Below are 266 nucleotides of genomic sequence, written 5' to 3'. Positions count from 1 at the left end.
ATCCACCAGGCGGCGCTGCAGACGGTGGCCGCGTCGCTGACGGCCGATGGCGACATCCTGATCTATGCCTGCGACTTCGCCTCGGGCGAGGCGGGGCAGACCACGCTGCAGCTGCTGGCGCAGTACACCTCGGCCGACGTGGCGGCCTCGACCGACACCACGGGCGACCAGAGCCTGGGCGGGGACTGGACGCTGGAGGCCTCGGTGGGCGCGGTGGAAGCCAGCACCGTGGTGCCGACCGACTGGGTGCACACGCTCAACCTGGC

General features: G+C 71.8%; 1 protein-coding gene. It reads left to right on the top strand.

Going from position 1 to position 266, the window contains the following annotated elements:
* Window positions 1–266: DUF4347 domain-containing protein (locus ACLIJ1_RS23350; protein ID WP_411367976.1), on the top strand; the 266-nt coding region annotated here is incomplete at both ends.

It is taken from the genome of Hydrogenophaga sp. RWCD_12, assembly GCF_046604225.1.
GTDB lineage: Bacteria > Pseudomonadota > Gammaproteobacteria > Burkholderiales > Burkholderiaceae_C > Hydrogenophaga.
Note: the sequence above shows the minus strand (reverse complement) of the source record. Positions and strands in the feature narration are given on the sequence as shown.